The organism is Pseudomonas sp. GGS8 (genome assembly GCF_024168645.1).
Classification (GTDB): domain Bacteria; phylum Pseudomonadota; class Gammaproteobacteria; order Pseudomonadales; family Pseudomonadaceae; genus Aquipseudomonas.
Window position 1 is genome coordinate 685360 of record NZ_JALJWF010000001.1, and the last position, 25624, is coordinate 710983.

The window sequence follows — 25624 nt, forward strand, 5'->3', positions numbered from 1 at the left end:
GCTCCAATAGACAGTGTTCGCAAACCCGGACCCGCATGCGGGCCCGGTGAACGATAACGGCTTAGTTCAGGTGCTCGACGCGGATCCGCACAACCGGACCGACCACGCCCGCCAAGGCTTCCAGGGCAGCGATCGCATCGTTGATGTGCTGCTCCAGCACACGGTGGGTCAGCAGGATCATCGGCACCAGGCCGTCGTGTTCCTCGACTTCCTTCTGCATGATCGATTCGATGTTGATGCCGCGCTCCGACAGGATGCTCGCCACCTGAGCCAACACGCCTGGATGGTCCTTGGCTTGAATACGCAGGTAGTAAGCGCTTTCGCAGGCTTCGATCGGCAGGATCGGATGCGCCGACAGCGAATCCGGCTGGAAGGCCAGATGCGGTACACGGTTTTCCGGGTCGGAGGTCATGGCGCGAACCACGTCCACCAGATCGGCGATCACCGACGAAGCGGTCGGTTCCATGCCAGCGCCAGCACCGTAGAACAGGGTCGAACCGGCAGCATCACCGTTGACCATCACCGCGTTCATCACGCCGTTGACGTTGGCGATCAGGCGATCGGCCGGGATCAGCGTCGGGTGCACGCGCAACTCGATACCGGCCGCGGTGCTGCGCGCCACGCCCAGGTGCTTGATGCGATAGCCCAACGCTTCGGCGTAGTTCACGTCAGCGGTGGTCAGCTTGGTGATGCCTTCGGTGTAGGCCTTGTCGAATTGCAGCGGGATGCCGAACGCGATGGACGCCAGGATCGTCAGCTTATGGGCGGCGTCGATGCCTTCGACGTCGAACGTCGGGTCGGCTTCGGCGTAACCCAGGGCTTGCGCTTCGGCCAGCACGTCTTCGAAGGTCCGGCCTTTTTCACGCATTTCGGTAAGGATGAAGTTACCGGTGCCGTTGATGATGCCGGCCACCCAGTTGATACGGTTGGCGGACAGGCCTTCACGGATCGCCTTGATCACCGGAATGCCGCCGGCCACGGCCGCTTCGAACGCAACGATCACGCCCTTCTCGCGAGCCTTGGCGAAAATTTCATTACCGTGAACGGCAATCAGTGCCTTGTTCGCGGTGACCACATGCTTGCCATTCTCGATGGCCTTGAGTACCAGCTCGCGGGCAACGGTATAGCCGCCCATCAGCTCTATGACGATGTCGATCTCAGGGTTCGTGGCCACTTCGAAGACATCGTTGGTAATCGCAATACCGGTCGTCTGGAACTGAGGCTTTGGCGTGCGCATGGCAATTTGTGCCACTTCGATTCCACGCCCGGCACGACGAGCAATTTCCTCGGCGTTGCGCTGAAGTACGTTGAAGGTACCGCCACCGACGGTCCCTAACCCACAGATGCCTACTTTGACCGGTTTCACTGTGAACTCCCCATAAAACGGCCGACTCAAGGCCGGCCGTGAAAACAACCGCAGGTTCGCGGCTCTCTATTGATGGCCCGACAAATGTTGCCGCCGGACCACGCTCGTCAAAGGCTGGCCGTGACGATGCGAATTTACTTCGCGCCCAGTGCCAGTTTGGCGACTTGTGGCGCAGGCTGGTAGCCCGGAATGACCTGACCGTCAGCCAAAACGATGGCCGGTGTACCGTTCACGCCAATCGACTGACCGAGGGCAAACTGCTTGGACACCGGGTTATCGCACTTGGCGGCCTTGATTTCCTTGCCATCGACCATTTTGTCCATGGCCGCTTTCTTGTCTTTCGAGCACCACACGGCTTGCAGTTGCTCGTCACCCGGCGAGCCCAGGCCCTGGCGCGGGAACGCTACATAACGCACTTCGATGCCGCGCTTGTTCAGCTCAGGCACTTCGGCGTGCAGCTTGTGGCAATACGGGCACGTGGTGTCGGTGAAGACGGTGATGTGCGACTTGGTTTCGCCGATGGCCGGGTAGACCACGGTTTCCGCCACTGGAATGTCATTGATCAGTTTGGCTATGCCCAGGCGCTCGGTCTTTTCGGTCAGGTTGACCGGTTTGCCGTCCTTGAGCTGAAACAGGTAGCCCTGAACGACGTATTGACCGTCGGCGCTGGCGTAAAGCACGCGGCTGCCCTTGAGCTTGACTTCGTACAGGCCTGGCAGCGGGCTGGCAGTGATGGTTTCGACCGGCACGTCGAGCTGGAGGTTTTCCAGGCTTTTACGAATGGCTTTGTCGGCCGCGTCATCGGCGACGGCAAGGGTGCTGACCAACGCAATGGCGGCGGCGGCGAAAATCTGGGTCAGACGCATGAGAACTCCTGAAGGCGGACAAATGGGACGATCAGAACACCCGTGCCGAAACACCGGGTCATAACCGCCCATCGTGCAAACCGGCAAAGCCTACCACATAAGGCCCCTGTGGCGAGGGGGCTTGCCCCGTTCGGCTGCGCAGCAGTCGTCATCGGTCCATATGTCGGATAGGGATCGCCAAAGAGGGGCTGCTTCGAAACCCAACGGGAGCAAGCTCCCTCGCCACAGGGTTTGCGCTAGCCTCTGGGGTGATGCTTGGCATGCAGATCCTGCAAGCGCGCCCGGGCGACGTGAGTATAGATCTGGGTGGTGGAGAGATCGCTGTGGCCGAGCAACATTTGCACCACCCGCAAGTCAGCGCCGTGGTTGAGCAGGTGCGTGGCAAAGGCATGACGCAAGGTATGCGGCGACAGCGACTTGCCGATCCCGGCGACTTTGGCCTGGTGTTTGATGCGATGCCAGAAGGTCTGGCGGGTCATCTGCTCACCGCGCTGGCTGGGGAACAGCACATCGCTGGGACGCCCGTTTAGCAGCTCGCCACGGGCATCGCGCATGTAGCGCTCGACCCAGACAATCGCCTCCTCGCCCATCGGCACCAGCCGTTCCTTGCTGCCCTTGCCCATCACCCGCAGCACGCCTTGGCGCAGGTTGACCTGTTCCAGCGTCAGGCTGATCAGCTCCGTCACCCGCAAGCCGCAGGCGTAAAGCACCTCAAGCATGGCGCGATCACGCTGACCGATGGCTTCGCTCAGATCCGGTGCGGCCAGCAAGGCTTCCACATCGGCTTCCGACAAGGATTTAGGCAATGGCCTACCCAGTTGCGGCATATCGACACGCAGGGTTGGATCGACCACGATCAGCTTTTCCCGCAGCAGATAGCGATAGAAACCACGCACGCCGGAAAGAAAACGCGCCGTAGAACGGGGCTTGTAGTTTTGCTCCAGGCGCCAGGCCAAGTGATCGAGGATCAACTCGCGCCCGGCATTGATCAGCTCCAGGCCCTTCTCCTGCAACCAGCCGTTGAACAAGGCCAGGTCGCTGCGATAGGCATCGCGGGTATTATCGGAAAGGCCTTTCTCCAGCCACAGGGCGTCGAGGAACTGGTCTATCAGGGGATGATCGATGGCAGGCATGGGGGCTCAGAACTGGCGGGCAAAAGGCCGCAAAAATGAAGAGTCTTTCATAACACGTTGAGGGTGACACATAAAATTCGGGCACAAAAAAAGCATCCCTTGCGGGATGCTTCTTTTTTGAGTGAGACGCTCAGCTCATTACCGGGCCGGTTCGTTCTGCCCCAGGATCAGCCTGCCATCCTTGTCGACCGGAATCTGATTGCCCGGATCGCGATCCATCCGCACCTTGCCTTCCTTACCGTCCAGCGAATAACGAACGTCGTAGCCTACAACCTTGTCGCTGATGTCATTGACCGTGTTACAGCGAGTCTGAGTCGTGGTGTAGGTGTCACGCTCCTGCATGCCTTCCTGCACCTTGTTGCCCGCATAACCGCCGCCGACCGCACCGGCCACCGTGGCGATTTTCTTGCCTGTGCCGCCGCCGATCTGGTTGCCCAACAGGCCACCAGCCAGCGCGCCGACCACCGTACCGGCGATCTGGTGTTGATCTTTCACCGGCGCTTGCCGGGTCACCGTAACGTCCTTGCACACTTCACGTGGAGTCTTGATTTGTGTCTTGACCGGTTCAACGGCCAGCACTTGCGCATACTCAGGGCCGCTTTTAACCAGTTTGTAGGTGGCAACAGCACCACCGGCAGTCACACCGACGGCACCCAATACCGCACCAACCAGCAACGACTTGTTCACATGAACCTCCTGGCTATCACTGGCGGGACCAACCCGCGCTTCTCCCAGCCTTGGAGCATAAAAAAAGGCGCGAGTTCAACACTCGCGCCTTCTCGGCTTTCAGCGGGAAAACGATAACCGTTATGGACGGTCGTCGACTTCCTTCTCGCTCGTCGCCGCAGGAATCAGGTCTTCGCTGTTCAGGTTCAACCAGATCAGCACCACGTTCGCGATGTAGATCGAGGAGTAAGTACCCGCCAGAACACCGATGAACAGGGCAATGGAGAAACCGAACAGGTTGTCGCCACCGAAGAACAACAGGGCCGCGATCGCCAGCAAGGTGGAGATCGACGTTGCCATGGTCCGCAGCAGGGTTTGCGTGGTCGAGATGTTGATGTTCTCGATCAGGCTGGCCTTGCGCAGGACGCGGAAGTTCTCACGAACCCGGTCGAATACCACGATGGTGTCGTTGAGCGAGTAACCGATGATCGCCAGCACCGCCGCCAGTACCGTCAGGTCGAAGGTGATCTGGAAAAACGACAGGATACCCACGGTCACGATCACGTCGTGGATCAACGATACGATCGCGCCGACCGCAAACTTCCACTGAAAGCGGAAAGCCAGGTAGATCAGGATGCCGCCCAGCGCCATCAGCATGCCGAGGCCGCCCTGATCGCGCAGTTCTTCACCGACCTGCGGGCCGACGAACTCGACACGCTTGACCTGAGCCGGGTTGTCGCCGCCGACTTTCTGCAGCGCTTCAGCCACCTGGTGACCCAGTTGCGGGTCTTCGCCTGGCATGCGTACCAGAAGATCGGTAGTTGCACCGAAGTTCTGCACGATGGCTTCGTGATAACCGGCTGTAGCCAGTTGCTCACGCACCTTGGTGACATCGGCCGGACGCTCGTAGGTCAGCTCGATGAGCGTACCGCCGGTGAAGTCCAGGCCCCAGTTCATGCCCTTATGAAAGACACTGAACATTGCCAGCGCGGTAAGGAACAATGTGACGCCGAACGCAAAGTTGCGAACGCCCATGAAGTTGATTGTACGTAACATGGCAGCCCCTTAAATCCACAACTTCTTGAAGTCACGACCGCCGAAGATCAGGTTGACCATCGCGCGGGTCACCATGATGGCCGTGAACATCGAGGTAAAGATCCCGAGGGACATGGTCACGGCGAAACCCTTGACCGGGCCGGTGCCCATGGCAAAGAGAATCCCGCCCACCAACAAGGTTGTCAGGTTGGCGTCGAGAATCGCGGTGAATGCCCGGCCGAAGCCTTCGTTGATTGCCCGTTGTACGGTCATGCCAGCCGCGATCTCTTCACGTATCCGCGAGAAGATCAGTACGTTGGCGTCGACCGCCATGCCCATGGTCAATACGATACCGGCGATACCCGGCAGGGTCAGCGTTGCACCCAGCAGCGACATCAAGGCCAGCAGCATCACCATGTTCACCGCCAGCGCGACGGTGGCGATGAGGCCGAAGAAGCGGTAGATGGCCATGATGAACAGTGAGACAAACAGCATGCCCCACAACGATGCATCGATACCTTTGGTGATGTTGTCGGCACCCAGGCTCGGGCCAATGGTGCGCTCTTCAGCGAAGTACATCGGCGCCGCCAGACCACCGGCACGCAGCAACAGCGCCAGTTCGGACGATTCGCCCTGGCCGTTCAGGCCAGTGATGCGGAACTGGGCACCCAGCGGCGACTGGATGGTCGCCAGGCTGATGATCTTCTTCTCTTCCTTGAAGGTCTGAACCGGCACGTCTTTCTCGACGCCGTTGACCACTTGCTTGACGTAAGTGGTGACCGGACGCTGTTCGATGAAGATTACCGCCATGCTGCGGCCGACGTTGCTGCGAGTCGCACGACTCATCAGCTCGCCACCGTGGCCATCCAGACGGATGTTCACTTCTGGCGTACCGTGCTCGCCGAAGCCCGCCTTGGCGTCAGTCACCTGGTCACCGGTGATGATCAGGCCACGCTCGATCAGAGCCGGAGGACGCTTGCCTTCACGGAACTCGAATTCCTCGGAAGTGGCTTTCGAAGCGCCAGGCTCAGCCGCCAGACGGAACTCCAGGTTGGCCGTCTTGCCGAGGATACGCTTGGCTTCTGCGGTGTCTTGCACGCCCGGCAGCTCAACCACGATGCGGTTGGCGCCCTGGCGCTGAACGATAGGTTCGGCAACACCCAGCTCGTTGACGCGGTTACGTACCGTGGTCAAGTTCTGCTTGATGGAGTATTCGCGGATTTCCGCCAGCTTGGCCGGGGTCATCGCCAGACGCAGTACCGGTTGGCCATTGAGGTCGGCCGGAACAATGTCGAAATCGTTGAAGTTCTTGCGGATCAGTGCACGGGCCTGCTCGCGGGAATCTTCATCAGAGAAGCCCAACTGAATGGCACCGCCCAGTTGCGGCAGGCTGCGATAGCGCAGTTTCTCTTTACGCAACAGGCTCTTCACATCGCCTTCGTAGACTTTCAGGCGTGCGTCGAGGGCTTTGTCCATGTCCACTTCCAGCAGGAAGTGCACACCACCGGACAAGTCCAGACCCAGCTTCATCGGGTGCGCGCCCAGGCTGCGCAGCCATTGCGGGGTGGTTTGCGCCAGGTTCAGTGCAACGACGTAGTCATCGCCCAATGCCTTGCGCACGACGTCTTTGGCTGGCAACTGGTCTTCAGCCTTGGCCAGGCGAATCAGACCGCCCTTGCCGTTTGCCGCCAGCGTGGCCGCCTTGACGTTGATCCCGGACTCCTTGAGCGCGGTGCTCACACGGTCCAGATCAGCCTGATTGACTTGCAGCGCAGTGCTTGCACCGCTGACCTGAATGGCCGGGTCGTCAGGATATAGATTGGGAGCGGAATAAATCAGACCGATCGCCAGCACTGCCAGGATCAGAATGTATTTCCACAGAGGGTATTTGTTCAGCATCACGCCGCCCGCTTATGACGCGGGGCGCCTTGCGCGCCCCGTCGATTGAGTAGAAGTTGAAACTTAGATCGCTTTGAGCGTGCCTTTTGGCAGCGTGGCGGCGATGGCGCCTTTCTGGAACTTCATTTCAACAGTGTCGGACACTTCCAGAACCACGAAGTCGTCGGACACTTTGGTGATCTTGCCGGCGATACCACCGGTGGTCACAACTTCGTCACCTTTTTGCAGGCTGCCCAGCAGGTTCTTCTGCTCTTTGGCGCGCTTGGCCTGTGGACGCCAGATCATCAGGTAGAAGATGACCAGGAAACCGACCAGGAAAATCCACTCAAAGCCGCCGCCCATCGGGCCTGCCGCAGGTGCAGCAGCGTCAGCCATGGCATTAGAGATAAAAAAGCTCATTTAGCACTCCAGTTGCAAATGTTGAATCTTGGGGTCAGAAAACTCAGTCCAAAGGCGGAACGGGTAACCCGCGTTTGGCGTAGAAGGCATCGACAAAGGCGGCCAATGTACCCTGTTGAATAGCCTCGCGCAAACCAGCCATAAGCACTTGATAATGACGCAAGTTATGGATGGTATTGAGCATGCTTCCCAGCATTTCGCCGCACTTGTCCAGGTGGTGCAGATAAGCACGGGAGAAGTTCTGGCAGGTGTAGCAATCGCAGATCGGATCGAGCGGCGAATCATCATGGCGATGGAACGCGTTACGGATCTTCAGCACGCCGGTATCAATGAACAGATGCCCGTTGCGGGCATTACGGGTTGGCATCACGCAATCGAACATGTCCACACCGCGGCGCACACCCTCAACCAGATCTTCCGGTTTGCCAACGCCCATAAGGTAACGAGGTTTGTCAGCCGGCATCTGGCCCGGCAGGTAATCGAGCACCTTGATCATCTCGTGCTTGGGCTCGCCCACCGACAGACCACCGATGGCCAGGCCGTCGAAGCCGATCTTGTCGAGGCCTTCCAGCGAACGCATGCGCAGATCCTGGTGCATGCCGCCCTGAACGATGCCGAACAGCGCCGCCGTGTTGTCGCCATGGGCTTCCTTGGAACGCTTGGCCCAGCGCAACGACAGTTCCATCGATACCCGCGCGACGTCTTCGTCGGCTGGGTACGGCGTGCATTCGTCGAAGATCATCACGATGTCCGAGCCCAGGTCACGCTGGACCTGCATCGACTCTTCCGGGCCCATGAACACTTTGGCGCCGTCCACAGGAGAGGCGAAGGTCACGCCCTCCTCCTTGATCTTGCGCATGGCGCCCAGGCTGAACACCTGGAAACCGCCGGAGTCGGTCAGAATCGGGCCTTTCCACTGCATGAAATCGTGCAGGTCGCCGTGCTTCTTGATCACTTCGGTGCCAGGACGCAGCCACAAGTGGAAGGTGTTGCCCAGAATGATTTCCGCGCCGGTGGCGACGATATCCCGCGGCAGCATGCCCTTGACCGTGCCGTACGTGCCCACCGGCATGAAGGCCGGGGTCTCGACGGTGCCGCGCGGGAAGGTCAAACGACCGCGACGCGCCTTGCCGTCAGTAGCAAGCAACTCAAACGACATACGACTTTGGCGACTCATTCTTTGTCCTCAGGGCCACGTGGTGCGGGATTACGGGTGATAAACATCGCATCACCGTAGCTGAAAAAGCGGTATTCGTTGTCGACGGCGGCTTTATAGGCGGCCATGGTCTCGGGATAACCGGCGAACGCCGAAACCAGCATCAACAGCGTGGATTCGGGCAAATGGAAGTTGGTGACCAGGGCGTCGACCACATGAAACGGCCGGCCCGGGTAGATAAAGATGTCGGTGTCGCCACTGAACGGCTTGAGCACGCCATCACGCGCGGCGCTTTCCAGGGAACGCACGCTGGTGGTCCCCACCGCCACCACACGACCACCACGAGCGCGGCAAGCCGCCACGGCATCGACCACGTCCTGACCGACTTCCAGCCATTCAGTGTGCATGTGGTGATCTTCGATCTTCTCGACGCGCACCGGCTGGAACGTGCCGGCACCGACGTGCAAGGTCACGAACGCCGTCTCGACGCCCTTGGCGGCAATCGCCTCCATCAGCGGCTGATCGAAATGCAGCCCCGCCGTCGGCGCCGCCACCGCGCCCAGGCGCTCGGCGTACACCGTCTGATAACGCTCGCGGTCCGAGCCTTCATCCGGGCGGTCTATATAAGGTGGCAGCGGCATGTGCCCGACACGATCCAGCAGCGGCAACACCTCTTCGGCGAACCCCAACTCGAACAACGCATCGTGACGCGCCAGCATCTCGGCCTCGCCACCGCCATCGATCAGGATCTTCGAACCTGGCTTGGGCGACTTGCTGGACCGCACATGGGCCAGCACGCGATGACTGTCGAGCACCCGCTCCACCAGGATTTCCAGCTTGCCGCCGGAAGCCTTCTGGCCAAACAGTCGCGCCGGAATCACCCGGGTATTGTTGAACACCATCAAATCGCCCGGGCGCAAATGCTCGAGCAAATCAGTGAATTGACGGTGTGCCAGGGCGCCGCTGACCCCATCAAGGGTCAACAGGCGACTGTTGCGACGCTCGGCCAAAGGGTGGCGAGCAATCAGCGAATCAGGGAGTTCGAAAGTAAAGTCAGCAACGCGCATGATGGGGTTCGTCTAGCAGGGGCCGGAAGTCTAGCCGAAATAGTGAAAATTCTCTATGTACCTGATTGACCGACGGTAATCTCATCTCTATACTTCGCCGCCATTGAGCCCTGATGGCGGAATTGGTAGACGCGGCGGATTCAAAATCCGTTTTCGAAAGGAGTGGGAGTTCGAGTCTCCCTCGGGGCACCATATAGCAGTATCTGAAAGTCTCTACCAGACTCTCAGACCCAGAGAAACCGGCCACTTGAGCCGGTTTTTTTGTGTCTGGCCATCTACCTCTGTATCCCCTTATCCGTTGTATCCCTGTATCCCTGCTTGTATCCTGAGAAAAATGCCGAACTTTGGGATACAAGGATGAAGCGCGCAGATATCAAGCGCCGCCCTCTAGCGGACACGACGCTTACGGGGCTGGAGCCAGAATCAAAGGAATACAGGGAGCGGGACGGAAATGGCCTCTACTTCAGGGTCAAACCTGATGGTGGGAAATCCTGGCAGCTCCGCTACAAACGTCCGGCGGGCAATTGGGCCTGGATGGGGCTCGGGGGTTACCCGGAAGTAAGCGGTGCATTGGCACGGGACAAAGCTGCTGAACTACGCAAGGTAGTTAGCAGCGGCGCCGATCCTCTCGAACAGAAACGCTCCGCCAAAGCTGCCATTGACGCTGCCAGGACTCGGACCTTCCGAGCTGCTGCTGAAGCTTGGCTCAAGGCCAAAGAAGAAAAGGGCCTCGCTCCCTCCACTCTTAACAAAATCCGCACTTACCTCGACAAAGACATCCTCCCAGCATTGGGAGATAAGCCCCTCGACGAAATCACCCGTACCGACTGCGCAGAACTCCAGGCATCCCTCGAGGCTCGAAACGCACACAACGTGGCGGAAAAGTGCCGCACGTGGATCAATCAGATCTTCGGCCGAGCCATCGGCCTAGGGCTCACCGAAAACGATCCAGGCAGCCGCCTGCGTGACATTGCTGCACAAGCTCCTAAGACTCAGCAGCATCCACATTTGCTGGAGCCTGAGCTGGCTGAATTCCTCCAAGCGCTCAGAAACACACCGAGCAGACTGACAGCCCGCACTGCTGCATGGCTTTGTGTCTGGACAGCATCACGACCCGGCATGGTTCGATTGGCTGAATGGAAAGAATTCGACCTTGAAAAATCCATTTGGACTACACCTGCTGCCAAGATGAAGATGCGCCGGGATTTTGTATGCCCCCTTCCCCACCAAGCCGTCGCGGCACTGAAAGAGCTGTATTGCTTAACCGGTCGCAGCCGCTGGCTCTTCCCAGGAGTGGGAGCAAAAAATCCGACCATCAGTGAAAACACAATCAACAAGGTCTTCGCCACCATAGGCTACAAAGGTCGTCTCGTTGGACACGGGACTCGCCACACAGCGAGCACATTGCTTCGAGAACATGGCTGGCCTAAAGAACACGTTGAGGCGCAGCTTGCCCACAAAGAGGAAGGTATTTCAGGGGTATATAACAAGGCTCAGTACCTAGAGCAGCGTGTAGTGATGATGCAGTGGTATGCCGACCACCTTGAGCAAATGGCAGCCGGTAATGTGGTGCAGGGACAGTTTGGGAAGGCGGTATGAGCGCACGTAATCGCCTCCCCTCAAAAATCGGTGTAACGCGTGTTACAGGTGTAACGCAGCCATCCAACTCATTGATAATAATGAATTATTTATCGGTTACACGTTGTTTTCACCTCGATTGCCTCAAGTGTAACGACACGAAGTCGTGTAACAGAAATATCCCCGAGTCCTTCCTGTCGGCAGCGGCTTTATCCAATCCACGACGCTGGAACAGCGCGCCTGTATCGGGGCGAGGGGCGGCCTAAATGGATATCGAGCTAGGTATTGAACCTGAAGAGCTAGAAATCGCAGGGACCGACGTGAAGTGTCTGATTTGGGACATGGATGACGCCGAACTAGCAGTGCGTGAGTTAGCGTTGTTTCCCCATTTCCACGAGCATTTCCGAGAAGCTTTCGACCTCATCGGCGTGGCAACTTCGTTCTGGCTTGAGGATGGCTCTTACGCGACCAGTGCAGAATCAGTCACAAGAACCTTGTTTCGACTCCGGGATACCATCGGTGAACGTGCAAGCTCTGCGGAAGCAGCTTCACTGCCTAACGTCATTCGAGGCTTTCTCGGGGTCGATCATCCAGCTACAGATTCACAACTCGCTGCAGCTTTTGCCCTGGTACTCGGCGTACAAGCTGTGGAAATACTTGCAAATTGGCTCTTCGAGCTCGAGGTCGCTACCTACGATATAGATGCGGATCTGATAGAGAGGCTAAGAAAGGACTCACCCCGCCAGTACGCGGCTCTTATCGATAAAGAACGAGATCGCCGCGCCGGCTTTGAAATAGAAGCGAGAGAGCAGTTTGCAGTCTTGAAAGGTGAGGCTAATCAGACATTGTTGATGGCAAGCCTCTATCGCCAGGTTGAGAGCATCGATGTATCCAAAAATGGCTTCAACACATCGAGTCTGATGCTTCGACTACTTGACGAAGCCTTCTCAGCGAAGGCATCTAAACGCGGGCAAGAGGCTGGCAAAGGTAATCAAGAGGCAGGCTCTAAAACGCAAATAGAAACGATGGATAGGCGCTCAAACATAAAGGCAGCCGCAGAGCAAATTATTGCAGGCCGGCGAATCGAGAAACGAAACCTGACAGATGCAGAGCTAACCAACCTGCTGTTCGACCAGGCCGTTCACGGCACCAAGAAAACCATCCGCGATCATTTGACCGCGCTAGGTCTTCGACCACTCAAATAAAAAAGGGAACGGACACAGTCCGTTCCCCTCCCTCTCCGTAGCGTATGGCCTGTCGTCTCAATAAACGCAGGTTTGGATCGCTATGACTACCGCAATAAAACACCTTGCTTCACACGACCCCGCCACGACTCTCATCCGTATGCCAGAGGTGGTATCAATCGTTGGGCTTGCCCGCCCGACCATCTACAAGCTCATGCGCCAACCTGAGAGTGGATTTCCACTCCCAGTGAAGCTAAGTAACAGCAACGCCCGAAGTGCGCCAGTCGCGTGGGTGCTCGGAGAGATTCAAGCATGGACTCGCGCGCGCATCGCTGCACGTGATCGGGTGGCAGCATGAGAAAAAGACCTATCACTACGGCAGTGTTGCAACCCTTCTCAATTCTGCGCCAAGTCGGTTTTTCGCCGCGTTACATGCAACGCCTTGAGCGTTATCGCAGCCGGCAGGAAAAACAAAGTCGCGTCGTTGGTGTGCTCAGTTGGCCTGACGGCACCTGGTGCGCCATTACCTTCCACACCGAAAAATTCAATGCAGTGACTGTCGACGAAGGCCAGCAAGCAGCCGCCTACGAAGATGCTCGCGCCATGATCGATGGTGACTTCCTGCCCCTGCTTTCCCTGCGCTGGGAAGTTCATGCCTGAAATGAAAACGCCCCCGGGAGCGATCCGGAGGCGTTGAGGTAAATCTACATGCCAGAACAATTTATGCCGCACCTGAAAATTTCGCAAGTTATACGCACGGTTGCACTTTCGAAAAACGGACGTTACTCTCTGACCGTCGCTGCAAAATCAGCGACCGGGTTTGACGGCCCGAGTACATACAGGCGCACAGGCGCCCCCATATCGATTGCAGGCGCTTTTTTTGTGCCCGCATTCCCGTTTTATGGCAGCTGTGCGTGGGAGATCTTCGGGTCTGCCGGGGTCCTGTATGCCCGGTCCGTCAACCTGCGCACAGCTGCCACCCCAATTCGTTTGACGGCGAACCGTGGCAGCTCCTCACATACAGGAGCTTCACCCCATGCACACCCTCAATCCGTCCAAAATTCGCGCCGCTGCCCATCGTGCAATGGCTCTCGCCGCTTTACACGCCAACTCCAGTCTCGCTACCCGTCTCGCCCGTTTCAATTCTCATATGGCCAAAGCCCGCGCTCTCGAAGCCGCAGGCGGTGCCCAATGAGTTCCGCACTGAGCTTCGCCCTGCCCGAGGACTTGCTTTGCGTCCACAACGACGCCGAAGCCGGTGTTCCGATTGATGCCCTTACCTGTGCTGTGGAACGGGCCAACTCTGTGCTGTTGCTGCTTGAAGATCAGTTTGACTGTGACGGCCCCCGTTTAGCCAACCATGTCATCGCGGCTGCCTTGTGGGACGTTCGTGGCACCTTGGGATTGATCCGCACCCTCGCCGTTCATGCCGACAACTCCACCCGGCAAGCCATAGGCGGAGGCGCGCAATGAATCCTTCCCTATTGATCAATACCGTCGGCGGCGCCACCTTTGCCAAGTGCAACACTCAGAACCAGCCATTGTTCCGGATCAATGCCGGCATCTCGTGCGAAGAAGCGCTTGAGCAAGCTTCCCTACTCATGGATTGCGTGAACAAACTCACCTTCCTGAGCGGTATGGAGAATGACAACGCCTCAATGGTCTGGGCTTCACATTATTTGAGTGAGATGGCCAAGGCGATCATCGATGACGTTACCAGCGGGTTGCAATTGGCCCAAGGCGATGGCGTATGACCACCTCTACTTCCAACGTCCGTCGCCCCACGTTCGCTCAAGTCAAAGCTGTTGCATTGCAGAACGTTGATCGCGTGCTTGCTCACTGGCTGCCCAACGGCAAGCGCGTCGACGGCGGCAAGGAATACACCGCTCCCAATCCAACTCGCACCGACAAGCGCGCAGGTTCCCTCAAGGTCAACTTGAGCAAAGGCACTTGGGCGGATTTTGCCACCGATGACAAAGGTGGCGACCTGATCGATCTGGTGCGCTATCTGGATGGCAGCACCGACGTCGAAGCCTGCAATAAGCTTGCAGATCTACTGCACGTGACTGCCGGGACGGCTCAAACGAAGCCAAGCCCCAGCAAAAACAAAACACCGGAATGGATTGCCATTCAGCCGATCCCGGCCGAGGCCATGAACAAGTGCCCGGCCACACATCGGCAACACGGCACACCGTCCAAAGTCTGGATATATCGCGACGCTCAGGGCCAACCGGTCATGGCGCTCTATCGCTTCGACTTGGACCCCGATGAAGACGGCAAACCGCGCAAGGTGTTTGCACCGTTGACCTGGTGCCAGCGGTCCGACAGTCAAACGCGGCAATGGCGTTGGCAAGGCTTGCCGGAGCCGCGGTCACTGCTACGCCTGGACGAACTGGCGCAACGCGCAAAAGCTCCGGTCATTCTGTGCGAAGGCGAAAAGGCCGCCGACGCTGCGGCGGAGTTGCTGCCCGGCTACGTGGCCACGTGCTGGCCGAACGGCTCAAACTCCTGGCACAAAGCCGATCTGACACCGCTCAAAGGTCGGTCAGTGATGCTGTGGCCAGACAACGACGCCAGTGGCAAAAGCTGCATGGACGCAATCGCCAAACAACTGCAACAGATCGGTGCCGCGTCAGTGCGCGTGATCGCCCTGGACGCCTTCAATCTCAAACCCACGCTCAAGAATGACCAACCGACGTTTGCCAAGGGAGGCCGATGGGACGACGGTGACGACGCGGCCGATGCCCAAGCAAAAGGCTGGACGGCGGCCCACATAGCCGAGCTGGAACACAGCGGCGAATTGTTCGGTGTTAAGCCGGAGAAAGCACCGGCCGAACCATTGGAAATCAAAGCCAAACCAACAACCAAGCGTGTCGCGAAACCCAAAAACGATCTGCTGCCCGGTGGCTTTCGCCTCACGCCGGAAGGCGTGTTCTATTCCGGTGACGATGGCGAGGCGCGGCCGGTGTGTTCACCACTGGAGATCCTGGCGCGCACCCGTGATGCACAAGGTCACAATTGGGGATTGTTAGTCGAATTCGACGATCCCGACGGGGCGAAAAAGCGCTGGAACATCCCGGCACGAACCATGACCGGCGACTTCGGCAAGGACGTGCTCGGCCCACTGGTGGACATGGGCCTGCGACTGGCCGGCAGTCGCTCCGGCCGCAATGCGCGCAATGACCTGCAGAGTTATCTCGGCGGCTTCGACAGCGCCCAGCGCGCACGACTTGTCACCCGTTTGGGTTGGCATGACAGTGCCTTCTTGCTGCCCGAACAACAGGTCGGCTCGCACGTCGAGCACCTGCATTTCTATGAGGCCGGCGCGCAGCTTCCCCCCATCAGCGAAGCCGGCACCCTGGAGCAATGGCAACAACAGATCGGCGCCTTGTGCATCGGTAATCACCGCTTGGCGTTTGTGGCCAGCGTGGCGTTCGCCGGTCCACTGCTGCACCTGCTTGGTCATGAATCGGGTGGCTTTCACCTCTACGGTGACAGCTCGGGCGGCAAGACCACCCATCTACAAGTAGCCGCCTCGATCTACGGTGGGCCGCGTTTGGTGCGCTCCTGGCGCTCGACGGATAACGCCTTGGAATCCATCGCCGCCGCGCATTCGGACGGGCTTTTGGTGTTGGATGAAATCGGCATGTGCGACCCGCGCATCATTGGCGAAACGGTGTACATGCTCGGCAACGGCACCGGCAAAGCCCGGGCCAATGATCGAGGACAAGCAGGCCGACAGGTGCAGGAGTGGCGCTTGCTGTTTCTCTCAACTGGCGAGAAGACCTTGGCGCAACACATGGCGGATGCGAACAAGGAGCTCAAAGCCGGCATGGAAGTACGGATGCTCGCCGTGCCAGCGGATGCCAGCAAAGGCCTCGGCATGTTCGACGTACTGAACGGTTTTGATGACGCCGCCGCCCTCTCCGACGCGCTCAAGGCACGGGTAGCCAAATACTACGGCACACCACTCACCGCCTTCCTGTCGGCCCTCTGTGAGCCCGGCAAGCTGCATGGCTGGTCGGCGATCCTGCGCCATACCTTGGAGGGTTTTATTACCAAGGCACTGCCCGCCTCGGCCAGCGGTCAAGCGTACCGTGCGGCGGCCCGGTTTGGTCTGGCAGCAGCAGCCGGCGAGCTGGCCACCGCGATGGGGATCACTGGCTGGCCTGACGGCACCGCCACTACCGCCGCTCGGGTGTGCCTAAGTGCCTGGATGAATGAGCGCGGCGGCGCCGGGAACCTCGAAGGGGACGCGATCTTGGCGCGCTTGCGCCAGGTGATCGAGCGCTTCGGTGAAAGCCGCTTCACCCGCTGGGAGTCAGCCGCTGCGAAGATCGATGAGCACGGTCCGCGCACCATCGACCGATTGGGCTTTCGCAAGACGTTGGAGCACGGCCTAGGTGATGCCTTGCACACCACCAATACCTACTACGTGTTGCCCGAGGCGTGGCGCTCTGAAGTGTTCAAGGGCATGAACCTCAATGCCGTGAACAAGGAGCTAATTCGCCGAGGTGTCCTAGAGCCCGGCCCCAACGGCAAAGCCTCCTGCTCCGTCCGCTTACCCGGCATGGGCACACAGCGCTGCTACGTGGTGAAGACGATTCCGGGAACAGATGAGGGCGAGGCTCAGGCCGCCTGACGGCCAGCCTACTGACTGAGGTAGCGCCGGCTCATTCCGGCCTCGCCAGCCGCTCAACCATTCCACTATCGAATCACACAGAGACCAGTCAAATGAACGAAATTCAAGAAATGAAAGACCGACGCGACCAACTGACCAGTGAGATGGAGAGCCTTCGAGCCGCCCTGATTCCCTATGAAACGGCGCTGGAGAACCCCGAAACGATTGAGCAGGGCCAGGAACGTGAAGTGCGTGAGCAGTACAACGAGCGAAAAAGAAAGATTGATTCATTGGATATGGAACTCTACCGGCTGAACCCGAAGATTCACCGCCGTGAGAACCTTGCCAACTGCGACACCCTCATGGCGGACTACATCGCTGACATGGCGAACTGGGCTGCGGACGAGACCGAACTCAATACAAAACGACAGAGCCTCAGCACACGTTTGGAGGAAGTGCGTCAGCAAGCGCAGGAGGAAATAGCCAGTGCGCGCCAAGCGGAGACCCTCGCGGCCACCGCTTACGCACAGGCAGTGGCATGGGGCGATGTAGAGGGTGAGAAATCTGCCAGCAGTGACGCACAGAAAGCGGCAAAAAACCTCACCGCCGCGACCGAACAACATCGTCGTCAGCACCTAATCATCACCGCCCTGGAGCAGGAGCTGGTGACTGTTGACCGACACATCACCGAGGCTCAGGAAGAGCAACAAAAGATAGAGAAAAAGGCCTTACACCTCGCTCATGACGTTTTGGAAGAACAGTGGAATGAAGCGGCCCATGAGCTACTTGAGGTAGGCGGCAAGCTCTATGCTGCTTCCCGCATGATCAACCGGGATCCGGTATCACTCTTTAAGCTCGATATTCCCCAACTAGGTGAGAATTTTGGTAGTTGGAAATGGGGTGAGCTCGCAGACCGTAGCAGCCGGCATCGCCTGCAGGACCTGCTCGCGATGTAACCGTCGATTTACCCTGAAACAGCCTGCTTTCGCGGGCTGTTTAAATCACTCCAAGGATCGATGCCATGAACGCAGCGGCACAAAACACCTCGACTACTTCAGAAGCGCTTAATGCGAGAAAAGCCCACCTGACCACCCTACTCAAAATCGTGGATACCAAAATCGGAAAAAGCACAGCGATGCAAAAGCTCACCATTACCGCGATCAAGGCGGAAATGGGGCTCATTGAGCATAAGCTGAAAAAACGGTGATTCGGATAAGCGGAAGCTCGCGAAAACTTCCGTTGCATTCAAATTCGGCAGGCAGCTTCCGGCCAAAAGTAGTCATTCGGGAGTATCTAGGAAACCCGGATCAACTCACCTCAAGCTTGGATTCGAGAACTGAATCGCAAAAAATCTTATTTCCTTGCATCATCTCCAATTTGACAGGCATATGCGGCAGATGAGTAATGAGTATCTGAACGTCAAAGCGACGACAAACAAAAGTCCCAAAGCTAGGACCGATAAAAAAACTATGCGCTCAAGTCGCGATGATTTTTCGCCTAAGACAGTTCGCCTGCTGCGTGATATGGCAGGGAACGTTTGCTCAAAACCTGACTGTCATGTGCACACTCATGGCTCGAAATCCAAGAGAGATGGAGCATTCAGCGTCGGTGTCGCTTGCCACATCAAAGCGGCTGCTCCTGGGGGGCCTCGTTACGATCCCGATCAATCCCCGGAGCAGCGCAAGCATCCTGATAATGGCATCTGGATGTGCCAGACGCATTCTAGGCTCGTTGACGCAGACGACTCACCGTATCCAGTGGAGATTCTGGAGGCGTGGAAACGCCTTGCCGAACTTCGTGCGAACGACATGGTGAACAAGCGGGCGTTCACCGAAACGGAATTAAGCAATGCAGCGCGTACAGAATCAGTTGCGCTACTGGAACAACTCGTAAACCGGATAGGTACACTTACCTCACCGACAGCAAAAGCTGACATTGAGGGCAGGTGGAATCTTTCGGCAGCACAACAACTGGCAGAAAGAGCCCTTGAAAATGCTGATTGGTCAGTGCTGATTCCTGAACCTCAGCAGCCTGTCGCCCACTACTTTGAAAATGAGTACTACCTCCACCTTCCAGATCGAGAGCGCATTGTTTTGGCCTACAGTTCAAAGGAGCTCGATGCCGAATACCACGCCTGCTCCCCACATATGAGTTTTTTCGAATTCGAAAAGTCTGATGAGGGCTGGAATTTAATCGCCGAGGGAATTGGGGTCTTCTGGGGTGGGAGCTGGGGCAATCCACCGGAGATACAGATACTCCCAATTTCCCATGAGACTTTCGGCGTATTTATGAAAGACGGTGGTGGAAATCAAGGGTGGTTCAATATGCGCCAATCCTTGCACATTAAAATGGGCGATACCTTCAAGTTAGTACTCGAGTTGATCGTCGGGCAATGTGCACCTGATGACCGTGGATGGAGCAGCGAGCTGCGAGTTGTTGAGCGGCCCAACGGCTATTATGACATTGAGGTGACACGCTCGGGGGATAACGGCCCCAAAGACCTACAGATGTTGGACACAGTCGAAAACGGCTATGCAACGATTTGCGATTTTAACGGTAAGATTAGTTCGCATGACGTCTTCAAGTTCGACGGGCGTCAGTACCGGAGAGATATTGCGATTCGATAAGTTCAATTTTATTTATTGGGCCTAAAAAAAGAAGGGCGGATCTATTTTCAGACAATAAATCCGCCAACTCTGATACCGTGTATCAATTCTGAAAAAGTACGGGAGATCTCACCTGACTACCATTATCTCTGTGCCCGTACTTGGATCGCGAGAAAGTTCAATGTGGCAAGGATCATCACTGCCAACTTGGGTAAATAATGAAATCACTTGATCAATATTGATGAAGTACAAGTGGCTGTCCTTATCCCGATCAGAGCTAAAGAACGCCCCGTAAAGGCCGCCGGTTTCTGACTCGCAGGGCGCAAAAACGAAGCTGTGGATAATTCGCCCACAAACGAACAGCACATCCCGAGTCTCCTTACAACTCCTGGACAGGTCATAAAGCTCGTCGAGTTTGTGGTTATTTCGCCACGTTACGGGTTTTAGGTTTGAATGTTTTTGAAGGAAGAGAGAAAGGCCGCGTGTCCTATCTGTAATCTTGGCGGAGGCCTCGAAAAGCTTCCTTACTGAATAGAAACCAATGAAGATGTCTCGCTCCACTTGAGCGATTTGGTCTTCGGATAGATCATTGGACGCCTTGAAACTCTCAAGACGCTCCGCCACCTCCAGCAGCGGTTGCTTCCAGTACCAACTCTCCCAGATCATCTTGTAGTCCTAACAATTAAGCTAACGGGCAGGAAAACACTACACGGTCACACTGAAATTACGAAATTGTTAGCGGCGTGTCCATGGCTGCTTCTGGCCGTGGGCTGCTCTCGGCGAAGGGCAGCTCAGGGTCGATTGCGGCCCTTCATTACGGGCAGCTATCGGCCGATTCTGTTGAAAAAGTCGGTTTGCCCAAAACGCTCGAATATTGATGGGAGAAAACACCTCCTTTGCACGCTGCTACGTGAAATCCGAGTTCTGAACCTTCTGCCCAAAACACAGATTTCAATCTCAGGCGCGTACTTTTCTGCCGTGGAAACCATGGCCGACTTTTTCAACAGAATCGGCCAGAAGCGGTCATTCGAAGTTGTCTGTGAGCCTAGAGGCGATTCAGAGTGCGAGGGCCTATTGATCACGGTAAAGCGATATCCATTGACGAGCGACATGTGCGGTTAATACCTCAGCCCATGGCTGCCTCAGAGTTCACGGCGTGCTCGCGGTAAAGCGTCTGAATGAGGTGGTGGAAATTCTCTTGACCGATCTTCCGAGCGAGAATCGCTTATGCTGCCTCGAAAACTGCTCCAGTGTGGATCGCCTCATCTTCAAAAAGATCAAGCTGACGTATGTGAGCCTCTGCCTGCTCAGGATCAACCGTGAAAAGTACTACAGCCAAGTCTTTAAGCGCCCTTGTGCAGCTCACATAAAAAAGACGGCGCGTTCGATCCACTGTTGTTTCTTCACCCGCATCTATATGTTTTCTGTCGTTATCTGATAGTTCTTTAAGGCCTAAGTATTTTTCATAGGAGAATTGGAAGTGGCTACTTTCAGCGTCATCTAAGACCACAAGTACCCTGTCGAACTCAGCACCTTTTATGCCTTGCTGAGTCCAAAAAGGGGAGCGTTCCGAGATGTAGGTATGGTAAGGCAAAAGCTGGCTTGCGGGACACGCTAGAAAAGCATCCATGGAAACCATTTCCTTTTCGGACTCATCGTCTTCTTGAACGTCATCGTCATCGTCCTCTCCTACTTCGGGCTCGGGCTGAACAGGCACAGCTGCACTTGGGTCCAAATACGATACCAACCTAGGGTCGAGGATCAGTAGCTCAGAGGCATGTACTTGTTTCAAAAGGTCGCCGATCGTTGCACCCGAATTCCCTGCTATGCCTGCTGCGATCGAAGCAACAAGTTCGCCGAGTATTTTAAGGCGCTTCTCCACACTCACCTCGAAAAGGGACTCTTTATCAAGAAGAAGTGAATAGTCTCGGATCAATCGCATTACCTCAAGCTGTCGACCATTGGTATGAGCGATAGCGATCGGGATCAAAAACTTTACACACGGCGAAATAGGCCATGCAGATCCGTCTAAAAAGCCATCTTTGAACGCTGAGGGAGCTTTGGAGTTGAGCGCAGCGTAGAGAGTTCCAAATCCTAAGCGCCTTGCAGCCATCTGATGAACAATGACGAGAAGCTTTACCCACGCTTGGTCGTCATCACCTGGTCGCCAATGATCATCACCGGTATGTGCCGCCATCCATTCGCGTACTCGAATCAAATTCGCGTCGCGTGTATCGTCTGCAGGCAAAATGAAAAGGTGCGCTGAACCTTCAGGGGTTTGAACGATGCCCTCAGGACCTAGCCGGTTTCCAGGGATTTGAACGAGGTCATCACCGTCACGACGGATGGCATTCGCGAGATTCAGAACCTTAGTTGAGCACCGGAAATTTTCAGGTTTCGGAATGTCGGCCCAAGTAGGTTCTGCTTCAACCTGTCCAGTCCCCGTAGCGTAGATTCTTTGCATCGGATCGCCAAAGAATCCAAGACAAAATGTGACCCCGGGTTCGCGCTCGACGGTCTTCAGAGATTCCACAACCTCTGTGGTCGTGTCTTGGCTCTCGTCCACAAATACGAACGGAAACTGGCGCGCGAGAAGGGTTCGGAAGAGGGGGCGTTCGGCAATGAGATAGGGGACGAGTTTCAGAATGTCGTCATGTCCCAAAATACCCTTCGCGTAATTGCTACCTGTACCGTATCGAAATCCTTTGACTGCCGCGATCCGCCCCGACTGCCGATGGAGGCGTTCCAAGTCTCGGGTGTCCTTATCCTTCGTGCGCTGTTGAACCCTAGGGCCATAGGTTGCCCGCTTTTCTTCAAGGGCCTCTATTTTTTCCACGATGCGCCCCGACACCCAGACGCGAATGTCGTTCTGAAAAGGCTTTGCCAACAGCCACATGAAGCTGTGGATCGTCGAGACGTGAACTAAGGGGTCACTGCCGACATCCCTCCAAATCTCTCCGGCCGCAATCTCGGTGTAGGTAATGCAGGCAACGCGCTGACGAGTTTTCTTCAGCTTATCGCCGTGCATTTGGATGACCGATGACAGGCCCTTAATTAGCGACGTGGTTTTTCCGGAACCAGCACCGGCCTTCATGATGAAGCTACGCGGTGGAGCATTCCCAAGGCAGTTCCGCAGGTCGATGTCGGCCTGGGTGTCCGGCTTGTTCGCCCGGCTACTCATGCTCGCCTCCTATCGCACCATCTTCTTCGGCGATGAGAATGGCGTCAGGCAGCACGGCCTCGAGTTCGATCCGTATTTCGTCTTTCAGCCAGACAAGCCCATCACGGATGTAAGTCGGTACATCCCACGCTTTCTCGTCCTCAGTGAGAACGGCGAGCGCGAACTTCGTTTTATCGAAACTCTTCCGCGAAACCCTCTGATGGAGGCCTTTGGCAAGAGCAGCAGGACCAGCGGCTTCGCCCTTCACAATCAGGCCTAAAGGCTTCCTCGCTATGGACTGGGACCAGTCCGGGTTTTCGAGGCCGAAGTCTTCTTCTAGCGTACGCCCGCAGAGGGTTTCGGTGGCCCCGTTCCAAGTGATAGCCCGTTCAGTCTGATAGGCCACGCGAACCTTCGCATCGTCTTCGAGCACGTGAGTTTTGTCCGCTTCCGATGCGTTACGCAAGTCTTCGATTGTGAGCTTCCCCGGAAGCCATTTAATGAGTGTTTGATTCGAAGTTGCAGCGTCCGGTTCACTGGGCAAACAAGCTCTCCCATATTTCTTCTTAGTCGCTGGGACTACAGGCTCTTGAACTGGATCTTGCGCATTGTCCAGAGCCTGCCCTGCTGCATCGTCTTCCGCGTCGGCTGGAACCTCAAACTCTTCGACTTCCTCGTCATCCACGGCATCGTCAGCCGCCTGTGCTACGAGGGCAACACTATCAATATCGGTGATGATCAGAGTTGTCAGACCGAGAAACTCGATGAGCGACTGGAAGCGGTGCCCAAAGGCACCGCCCACCTCCAAGATGCATAGACAAGCTGAGCGGAGAGTTTTTGCGCTCTTCCGGATCATGACAGGAAGGAGCAATCTCTCAACATTGCCTTCAACCAGAATTGCTGCATCTGAGAAAAATAGATCACAGTGTGTCAGCTTAAGATATCGTTCTAGAAAATCACGATCATCCGGCTGGGATTGGTAGAACGCCGATAGATTAAGTACTTCCGTCAACTGTTCCTTGCCAACTTTCTTGCGTCGGAAGTAGCGGATCGGCTTAAAGCCTCGCTCGTAAAGGATGTGCGGGGAGTGGGTCGTGATGACCATTTGACTGCCAAAAATGCTTCCGTCATCGCCCTCTATATTCAGAAGCTCAAGAATATTGCGTATGAATACCTGTTGGAGTTGGGCGTGTAGATGGGCCTCTGGTTCCTCCACAAAAAGTAGGTGCAATGGAGGGCGACTGTCCATTGTCGCCCACCTAGCTTGGGAGTCGAGAATCTCCACAACCATGTAGATCAAATTCTTGAACCCAAGCCCGTTATAGCTATCAGGAAGGGTGGCCGTGTCTTCGCCATCTCCTATCTGGTAGTGAACCCGTGCGTCCTGGCTCATGACGTGCGCGGGGTCTAGCGCTGACATTATCTTCAGTCGCGGGTTATTGACGCCCGGATAGCCAAGCTTGGCGAGCCGATCAAGCGTCGGCTTGAAAACGCCATCCAAGTGAATGTTGAGCGCTTGCTCAGAGTCGAACAGCGCTTTTAAGGCTATGTGATCGTCCTGCCTCTGATTAAGGTTGCGCTTGTAGAAACGGCTCAGACGCTTTGACAGGTCTTCTGATCTTGCGCCGGCTTCCGGATTAGGATCAGCAAGGTGTCGTTGAGCACCCAGATTGTCGATATGAATAAGAGACTTTAGAATCGTTCCGCCGCCTGGCTCTCCACCTAGTTCATCTGGAACATAATCGCCGACCTCGCGGAAGCTCTCATCAAATTGCGAGCAATCCAAGATGAAGTAGCGCAGCTCGTATTCGCTCTTGAGCTCACGCTGGAGATAATCCGTCATAGAACGCGGCCAAGGAATATATTGCGACTCGGGCGGCAGTTCCGCTGTCTGCGCAGCACCTTTGGCCTTAGCTTCTTGGAAGTTTTGAATGAGGTTGATGGGGTTTCTAGCAGTCAGGGAAACTCGTATACCAACTTTGGTTCCTTCCCACGCAGTACTAGGGAGCAAGGGAATCACTAGATAGAGGTCTGGCGCTGCAACCTCGAACCAAAGATCAAGATCTATACTTGGAAGCGAGAACCCCCGAGGTACTGGGCCGGCTAAGTCGATATTTCCAGCTTCATCGAAACTCTTCCAGCATGAGGAGCTGAAATCATAGAGGCTGAAACGATCCCTTCCACCCGTCACGAATGCATGGATTGCCTGAGTTGCCGACGTTTTGCCGCTGTTATTCGATCCTACGAATATTGAAATATCGTCAGCCAGCTCAATATGAGCATCCTTTAAACGTCGAAAATTTCTGAGACGATACGAGTGAAGATGCACGAAAATCCTCCGCTGATTTTTGAAATCTATAGCAAGCTGTATTTCCGAAACACATCAAGCCAGTGACCGTTTTCCATTAGGGCGTGCAGGTTTTGCATCGTCCCAGTTTAGTAGACGATTTGAGTGTCTGCTTCTGGCCGATTGCGGCTCACGGCTTACCCGAATTTGTAAACGCTGCTGTAACACCTATATGGCTTGTAACACCCGACGCACGTGACAGATGAACGGTGTGTAACACCAACAAAATCTCGTAAATTCAATTAGTTAACATCGTTCGTAACACCCGCAACACCTGTAACACGTCTTTTCGCCCCCCCCACACCCCATCGGTGATAGCGCCGCCAGCGAAAGCAATGCTGGCTTGGTATCGACTAATGCAGAATTCGAACGATGGGTTGCCGAACGCCAGGATGCTTTGGAGGTGCCTTCTGCCAACAACGAACAGGCAAGATGCACGACGGGCATCGACAGCTTCTGGGACCCTGGGGATGTTCGGTGGGTACGGGGTCGGAAACCCGCGTGATCGTGTTAGCGGAAAAGTGCACAGCTTAGTGAACAG

Annotated in this window: 22 protein-coding genes and 1 tRNA gene; 11 read left to right on the forward strand and 12 right to left on the reverse strand. The window is 56.3% G+C overall.

Translation table 11 applies throughout. The features are described 5' to 3' along the window. Window positions 1-61 precede the first annotated feature (61 nt). From J3D54_RS03020 to queA, 9 genes are all read right to left on the reverse strand, one after another. Entirely contained in the window at window positions 62-1366 is a 1305-nt protein-coding gene (locus J3D54_RS03020) for a homoserine dehydrogenase (protein ID WP_018926703.1), read from the reverse strand. A gap of 134 nt (window positions 1367-1500) precedes the next feature. Then, complete coding sequence (locus tag J3D54_RS03025; protein ID WP_253416644.1) at window positions 1501-2232, reverse strand: DsbC family protein; 732 nt, start codon at window positions 2230-2232, stop codon at window positions 1501-1503. A 236-nt stretch (window positions 2233-2468) separates the two neighbouring features. After that, window positions 2469-3365, reverse strand: coding sequence for a site-specific tyrosine recombinase XerD (gene xerD / locus J3D54_RS03030; protein ID WP_253416645.1), 897 nt, complete (start codon window positions 3363-3365; stop codon window positions 2469-2471). Between the two features lie 138 nt (window positions 3366-3503). After that, on the reverse strand, window positions 3504-4052 hold the full coding sequence (locus J3D54_RS03035; RefSeq protein WP_253416646.1) for a glycine zipper 2TM domain-containing protein: 549 nt from the start codon (window positions 4050-4052) through the stop codon (window positions 3504-3506). A gap of 120 nt (window positions 4053-4172) precedes the next feature. Next, window positions 4173-5087: a protein translocase subunit SecF gene (secF, locus tag J3D54_RS03040; RefSeq protein ID WP_253416647.1), complete on the reverse strand. Its 915-nt coding sequence runs from the start codon at window positions 5085-5087 to the stop codon at window positions 4173-4175. A 9-nt stretch (window positions 5088-5096) separates the two neighbouring features. Beyond that, window positions 5097-6965, reverse strand: coding sequence for a protein translocase subunit SecD (gene secD, locus J3D54_RS03045; RefSeq protein WP_253416648.1), 1869 nt, complete (start codon window positions 6963-6965; stop codon window positions 5097-5099). A 63-nt stretch (window positions 6966-7028) separates the two neighbouring features. Further along, a complete protein-coding gene (gene yajC, locus J3D54_RS03050; RefSeq protein WP_008014002.1) occupies window positions 7029-7364 on the reverse strand; it encodes a preprotein translocase subunit YajC in 336 nt (111 codons plus the stop codon). 43 nt (window positions 7365-7407) lie between these two features. Next, a complete protein-coding gene (tgt, locus tag J3D54_RS03055) occupies window positions 7408-8523 on the reverse strand; it encodes a tRNA guanosine(34) transglycosylase Tgt (protein WP_253426479.1) in 1116 nt (371 codons plus the stop codon). Window positions 8524-8537: 14 nt separating this feature from the next. Next, on the reverse strand, window positions 8538-9587 hold the full coding sequence (gene queA / locus J3D54_RS03060; RefSeq protein WP_090180447.1) for a tRNA preQ1(34) S-adenosylmethionine ribosyltransferase-isomerase QueA: 1050 nt from the start codon (window positions 9585-9587) through the stop codon (window positions 8538-8540). A gap of 107 nt (window positions 9588-9694) precedes the next feature. On the opposite strand from queA, the gene J3D54_RS03065 reads away from it, so the two are divergent. The 11 genes from J3D54_RS03065 to J3D54_RS03115 all read left to right on the forward strand — a co-directional run bounded on the left by J3D54_RS03065 (window position 9695) and on the right by J3D54_RS03115 (window position 19597). Then, window positions 9695-9779, forward strand: a tRNA-Leu gene (locus J3D54_RS03065). Window positions 9780-9944: 165 nt separating this feature from the next. Next, entirely contained in the window at window positions 9945-11186 is a 1242-nt protein-coding gene (locus J3D54_RS03070) for a tyrosine-type recombinase/integrase (RefSeq protein WP_253416649.1), read from the forward strand. A gap of 245 nt (window positions 11187-11431) precedes the next feature. Then, window positions 11432-12370 (forward strand): hypothetical protein, encoded by a 939-nt coding sequence (locus tag J3D54_RS03075; RefSeq protein ID WP_253416650.1) that lies wholly within the window; start codon window positions 11432-11434, stop codon window positions 12368-12370. 82 nt (window positions 12371-12452) lie between these two features. Continuing rightward, window positions 12453-12707 (forward strand): AlpA family transcriptional regulator, encoded by a 255-nt coding sequence (locus J3D54_RS03080; RefSeq protein WP_172791591.1) that lies wholly within the window; start codon window positions 12453-12455, stop codon window positions 12705-12707. After that, a complete protein-coding gene (locus J3D54_RS03085) occupies window positions 12704-13009 on the forward strand; it encodes a hypothetical protein (RefSeq protein ID WP_172791592.1) in 306 nt (101 codons plus the stop codon). The genes J3D54_RS03080 and J3D54_RS03085 overlap by 4 nt, the downstream gene beginning before the upstream one ends. A gap of 531 nt (window positions 13010-13540) precedes the next feature. Beyond that, window positions 13541-13822: a hypothetical protein gene (locus tag J3D54_RS03090; RefSeq protein ID WP_253416651.1), complete on the forward strand. Its 282-nt coding sequence runs from the start codon at window positions 13541-13543 to the stop codon at window positions 13820-13822. After that, entirely contained in the window at window positions 13819-14103 is a 285-nt protein-coding gene (locus J3D54_RS03095; protein ID WP_253416652.1) for a DUF3077 domain-containing protein, read from the forward strand. The genes J3D54_RS03090 and J3D54_RS03095 overlap by 4 nt, the downstream gene beginning before the upstream one ends. Continuing rightward, complete coding sequence (locus J3D54_RS03100) at window positions 14100-16991, forward strand: DUF927 domain-containing protein (protein WP_253416653.1); 2892 nt, start codon at window positions 14100-14102, stop codon at window positions 16989-16991. Before J3D54_RS03095 ends, J3D54_RS03100 begins: the two co-directional genes overlap by 4 nt. Before the next feature lie 92 nt (window positions 16992-17083). Further along, window positions 17084-17926, forward strand: a complete 843-nt coding sequence (locus J3D54_RS03105; protein WP_253416654.1) for a chromosome segregation protein SMC — start codon at window positions 17084-17086, stop codon at window positions 17924-17926. A gap of 65 nt (window positions 17927-17991) precedes the next feature. Further along, entirely contained in the window at window positions 17992-18177 is a 186-nt protein-coding gene (locus tag J3D54_RS03110) for a hypothetical protein (RefSeq protein WP_253416655.1), read from the forward strand. Between the two features lie 190 nt (window positions 18178-18367). After that, on the forward strand, window positions 18368-19597 hold the full coding sequence (locus J3D54_RS03115; RefSeq protein WP_253416656.1) for a hypothetical protein: 1230 nt from the start codon (window positions 18368-18370) through the stop codon (window positions 19595-19597). 108 nt (window positions 19598-19705) lie between these two features. Here the strand turns inward: J3D54_RS03115 and J3D54_RS03120 are convergent, their stop codons facing one another. The 3 genes from J3D54_RS03120 to J3D54_RS03130 all read right to left on the reverse strand — a co-directional run bounded on the left by J3D54_RS03120 (window position 19706) and on the right by J3D54_RS03130 (window position 25065). After that, window positions 19706-20242 carry a hypothetical protein gene (locus J3D54_RS03120; protein WP_253416657.1) on the reverse strand — a complete coding sequence of 179 codons (537 nt, stop codon included), beginning with the start codon at window positions 20240-20242 and terminating at the stop codon, window positions 19706-19708. A 559-nt stretch (window positions 20243-20801) separates the two neighbouring features. Further along, the gene (locus J3D54_RS03125; RefSeq protein ID WP_253416658.1) at window positions 20802-22757 is read right to left on the reverse strand and encodes a UvrD-helicase domain-containing protein; all 1956 of its coding nucleotides are present in this window, start codon (window positions 22755-22757) and stop codon (window positions 20802-20804) included. Next, window positions 22750-25065 carry an ATP-dependent endonuclease gene (locus tag J3D54_RS03130; protein WP_253416659.1) on the reverse strand — a complete coding sequence of 772 codons (2316 nt, stop codon included), beginning with the start codon at window positions 25063-25065 and terminating at the stop codon, window positions 22750-22752. Before J3D54_RS03130 ends, J3D54_RS03125 begins: the two co-directional genes overlap by 8 nt. Between the last annotated feature and the right edge of the window lie 559 nt (window positions 25066-25624).